We start from the raw sequence: 4,574 nt of genomic DNA, 5'->3' as shown, positions 1-4,574 counted from the left end.
AAATAAACCTACTGCTAAAAATGCTTTTAAATTTTTCATGACTCAAATATTTAATAATTACTAAAAGTTTACAGTACAAAGATGCAAGGCATCGGGCTTTAATTTTAGCCTTAAATGGCCAGGTGATAATCCAAAAAGTCCAAATGTTATAATGTTGAAGTTCAGAGTAAAAGTAGGATAAAAAGGAAAGGTCACTAACCACATGGGCCAGCAACCTTTGAGTATATACGGAGTCACGAATATCGACTCAAGAATTAATTAATGTGGAGAAGGTACCGGTGGAAGTGGTATCTCTTTAATTGGTGGAAGAGGCTTCTCCTTTTCTGGCATTTCCGGCTCAACATATTTATCATCACTGCTACATGAAGTGAAACTTAAACCAACTAGAAATAGGCCAACCGCTAAAAAAGTCTTTAAAGTTTTCATGACTCAAAAATTTAAGTGATTATTAATGTTTACATGACAAAGATGCAAGGTGTCTGGCTTTAATTTTAGCCTTAAATGGTCAGACGATAATCCAGAAAGTCCAAGTTCTCTAATATTGAGATTCAAAGCAATTGCAGGATATAAAACACAAAAGGCTACTAACCACATGGGTCAGCAACCTTTGAGTATATACGGAGTCACGAATATCGACTCAAGTAAGATGCACTTTATTGCCAAATTATGGCAATGGCTGTACGGCTTCAGGCATAATTGGATTCTCTTTCTCTGGGTGGTAAATAGGATGTTCTGGTGTTGGAGCATTAGGATCGATGAATTTATCATCGCTACTACAAGAAGTAAAACCTAAACCAAATACAAATAAACCTACTGCTAAAAATGCTTTTAATGTTTTCATGACTCAAAACTTTAATGATTAATATTAAATGATTACGATGCAAAAATGAGGCATTATGAAGCGATATTTTAGCCCAAAGCGTTCATTACATATCCCATTTGGCTCAATGTTTGAGGAACAGGTTTGTTGTAGAATTAATTTTCCTTTAAATTCAGGAAGTATTACCAGAAGAGCATTCAATATGAAACAACAAGGAGTTTAGCTTCTCACACACGAACATGACAAAATTGGCGAGTTACATATAGTAGTTGAAAGAAAATTTAAACACATGAAGTCTATCATGCTAAAGTATTAAACACAGTTTGATGATTAAATGCGCAGTATTTACTAAAAGCTGCAAATTAGTCTTGTGTCTTGATACTTATATCTTGATACTAATTTTAAACACATGAAGAATAAGTCAGTAATAAACATTAAAGAGGGACCAGCCAGTAATTACTTTAATGCATTAATTGAGCTTTTTGGCGGTGAGGTTAATAATGGAACTTATCAGGTTAGCAATAAAGAGGTAGAAATTTACATGTCGGCCTATCATTTTGCCGAAGATATGGAACTGCTGGTAACATCAGGTGTACTTAATACGGCAATTGAGTTAAACCGGACTCCCGATGAAGATCCTGATTATATACATATAAATATCATCAAGGAAGGTCAGTTAACGCAGTCTTATTCAGATCAGCAACAGTTTATAGAAGCCGACACAACTAAAGGTGTGTTTGTTTATAATGGTTTATTTCCTCTTGTTGCAGAGATACCGGCTCACATCTCATATAAGTCAATTGCTATTAAGTTTAGTAAGAAAACCATCGAAACCTTATTACCCGAAGCAAAAGGTATTTATGATCACTTATTTGGTGATAACACTCCTGTTGCCTACCATTTACATACAACTAAGGAGGTTGAGCGTTTGACTGATGATATCTTTTACTTCAGGGAAGAGGCATTTGGTAATCGATCATTAGTGATGGCAAGAGGATTAGAAGTTTTCACGTCATTGTTTTTAAGAGCTAAAACCCTTTTAGATAACAATGAACTACAAGGACTTCATGCAGATGATTATCAACGCCTGTTAAAAATAAAGGAAAAGCTATTGTCAAGTTTTAATCAAAAAATATCGGTTGACGATATTGCCTCTGAGTTTGGGATCAGCAACTCCAAACTTAAAAGGGATTTTAAGACATTATTCGATTGTTCTTTATATCAGTTTTATACACATGCCAAAATGGATGAGGCCTATCGCATGCTTAAATCAGGTCAACACACCGTAATGGATGTGGGTTATGAGTTGGGCTATCAGAACCTTTCGAAATTTTCATCAATGTTTAAAAAAGTCAAGGGTCTTTCACCCAAAGATGTTATTCCAATAAAAGGATAGGAGTAGATTATTACCTATCAAATGGGTGATCGTTATCAGCGCAAATCTGCGGGCTATAAAGTGAAGCCTGCGGAATTAAGCCTGTAACCCAATCCCGCTTATCTTCTTATATAAGTCCAAAGCATACACATCCGTCATGCCCGAAATAAAATCCAGAACCGATTGTATTTTATCAATTAGCGGAGCCTCTTTTTTAACAGTGAATTGCTCCGGTATAAACGGGAGTAACATTTTTGAATAAAAATCATCCGGGTTAGTCACAGCTTTGATAAACTCTTCCAATAACGTTCCCAAAATCCGGTAACCAGCAATCTCGATCTCCACCACTGATGGATGTTTATAGATGCGACGATAAGCAGTTGTTTTACATATCTCCATCGCCTTATGTTCCTGTCCACTCAAGTGGTCAATTAAACCCTTCTCAAAACGACCTTCGAGTATGTCATCATGGTTTTCCCAAAATATTTTGGTACAAAGGTGTACTAACTTGCCAATCACCCTGGCGCGCAAAAATGCTATTTGCTCATTCTTATCGCTAACCTCTTCAAATACAGCTTTAATTTTTTTAAACTCACCGGCTTCAGTTTCCGGATCGAAGAAACCCGTTAGTAAGTCATAAGTTTCCTGGTAAGAGAGAATCTTCAGTTTATGAGCATCTTCAATATCCATTACCTGGTAGCAAATATCATCGGCAGCTTCAACCAGATAAACAAGAGGGTGGCGGGCATAAATTCCTTTATCAGCGTTCAATAACTTTAGTCCAAGAGTTGAAGCAATGTGTTCAAAAGTTGCTTTTTCACTCTGGAAATAACCAAACTTCTTCAAACCAACACCAGATTCATAAGGATATTTTAATATAGATGCAATAGTGGTGTAGGTTAATGCAAAACCACCTTTCCGGCGTCCGTTAAACGCATGCGTTAACATACGTAAAGCATTGGCATTGCCTTCGAAACGGGTGATATCAGTCCATTGCGAAGTCGTTAACTTGTCTTCAAATTGTTTGCCTTCGCCATTGGTAAAGTAATGACCGATAGCCGCCTCACCTGAATGTCCGAAGGGAGGATTTCCTAAATCATGTGCGAGACAGGCGGCTGCTACAACCGATCCAATTTCAGTAACCAAGTCAGCATTACCTAATCCAGCTTCCAAAAGTTTTATCGAGACGTTATTGCCTAACGAACGACCAACACTGGCAACTTCCAGACTATGTGTTAACCGGTTATGTACAAACACACTTCCGGGTAAAGGAAATACCTGGGTTTTATCCTGCAGGCGCCTGAAAGGTGATGAAAAAATCAAACGATCATAATCACGCTGGAACTGGGTGCGTTCGTGCTTTACCTCAAGTTTATTTTCTTGTCCGGTTCGTATGGTCGATAATAGTTGATTCCAATTCATGTTAATAGATATTCGTTTGATAATCTTTCATCGCGCTATCCAGTTCTTTAGCCTTTCCATCACACATGATATCCAGCCGGGCCCAGAAGTGTGGGCCATGGTTCTTCTCAAACACATGACACAATTCGTGCAAAAGTACATAATCAATCAAATGATCAGGCAAGCGCATCAGGTGCAGATTGAGGTTGATGTTATCAGTAGCTGAGCACGAGCCCCAGCGCGACTTAAGGTTTTTAATGGTAACATTCCGGTAACGAACCTGGTGTTTTTGTGCTAACAAGGCAAGACGTCCAGGCAGAAAACGTTTGGCTTCGCAACGTAATGCCTCTTCAATGCCATAACGTATGCTTTCCTGAATTTCGGGCGATTCAACAGGAACATTGTGTGGATAAAATACCTGTAGAAGTCCGTTTTGTAATTGCAGTCTTACTTTAGGCTGCTGGTGTTTGGATATTCGGAGAGCAAAAGAGCGCGATTGAAACGAGGTTCGTTCATCGAATATGGTAAGCTTATTTTCTTTCTCTTCAAGTTTTTTCAGATTGGACTTAATCCAATCTTTTTTCTCATGTAAAAAGCGGATACCTTCTTTAACATCAACACCATGAGGTACAATCAGGCAGGTGCCGTTAAATGGTTTCATTCGAATACTAATGCGTTTCGCTTTAGTGCTCATTCTGATAAGTACTAGTCCTAAACCTGGTATGTCAATTTCAATCTGATCTTTCACACTTCTACTATATGTCGTAAAAGTACAAAACCCTTTATAATAACCTGAATTCGACGTAAAATTTTGGACTCAGTATCCCATGCGCAATAGCACAATATTCAATGAACTAATGGATTTCCCCCTTGGCGAAGGCTACCTTTTATACACATTATTGTTTAATGAGCTATATAACAAATACTAACATCTTACTTTTACACCTCATCCCGGCCTTCTCCTGCATGGAGAAGGAG

Annotated in this window: 5 protein-coding genes; 1 reads left to right on the top strand and 4 read right to left on the bottom strand. The window is 37.9% G+C overall.

The genetic code is table 11. The annotated features are described in order from the left end of the window. Window positions 1-258 precede the first annotated feature (258 nt). Entirely contained in the window at window positions 259-426 is a 168-nt protein-coding gene (locus AC4MRQ_RS12800) for a hypothetical protein (RefSeq protein WP_491198075.1), read from the bottom strand. Between the two features lie 238 nt (window positions 427-664). After that, window positions 665-841 (bottom strand): hypothetical protein, encoded by a 177-nt coding sequence (locus AC4MRQ_RS12795; protein WP_491198074.1) that lies wholly within the window; start codon window positions 839-841, stop codon window positions 665-667. Window positions 842-1,229: 388 nt separating this feature from the next. Between AC4MRQ_RS12795 and AC4MRQ_RS12790 the strand changes: the two genes are divergently transcribed. After that, window positions 1,230-2,216: a helix-turn-helix domain-containing protein gene (locus tag AC4MRQ_RS12790; RefSeq protein WP_491198073.1), complete on the top strand. Its 987-nt coding sequence runs from the start codon at window positions 1,230-1,232 to the stop codon at window positions 2,214-2,216. Window positions 2,217-2,291: 75 nt separating this feature from the next. On the opposite strand, the gene AC4MRQ_RS12785 is transcribed toward AC4MRQ_RS12790, so the two are convergent. After that, window positions 2,292-3,617: a deoxyguanosinetriphosphate triphosphohydrolase gene (locus AC4MRQ_RS12785; protein ID WP_491198072.1), complete on the bottom strand. Its 1,326-nt coding sequence runs from the start codon at window positions 3,615-3,617 to the stop codon at window positions 2,292-2,294. 1 nt (window position 3,618) lies between these two features. Next, the gene (locus tag AC4MRQ_RS12780; RefSeq protein ID WP_491198071.1) at window positions 3,619-4,344 is read right to left on the bottom strand and encodes a M48 family metallopeptidase; all 726 of its coding nucleotides are present in this window, start codon (window positions 4,342-4,344) and stop codon (window positions 3,619-3,621) included. Window positions 4,345-4,574 lie beyond the last annotated feature (230 nt).

Source organism: Carboxylicivirga sp. (assembly GCF_982718395.1).
Note: the sequence above shows the minus strand (reverse complement) of the source record. Positions and strands in the feature narration are given on the sequence as shown.

Coding starts and splice junctions, on each gene's coding strand:
- AC4MRQ_RS12800 (WP_491198075.1), bottom strand. CDS start 426: ATGAAAACTTTAAAGACTTTTTTAGCGGTTGGCCTATTTCTAGTTGGT.
- AC4MRQ_RS12795 (WP_491198074.1), bottom strand. CDS start 841: ATGAAAACATTAAAAGCATTTTTAGCAGTAGGTTTATTTGTATTTGGT.
- AC4MRQ_RS12790 (WP_491198073.1), top strand. CDS start 1,230: ATGAAGAATAAGTCAGTAATAAACATTAAAGAGGGACCAGCCAGTAAT.
- AC4MRQ_RS12785 (WP_491198072.1), bottom strand. CDS start 3,617: ATGAATTGGAATCAACTATTATCGACCATACGAACCGGACAAGAAAAT.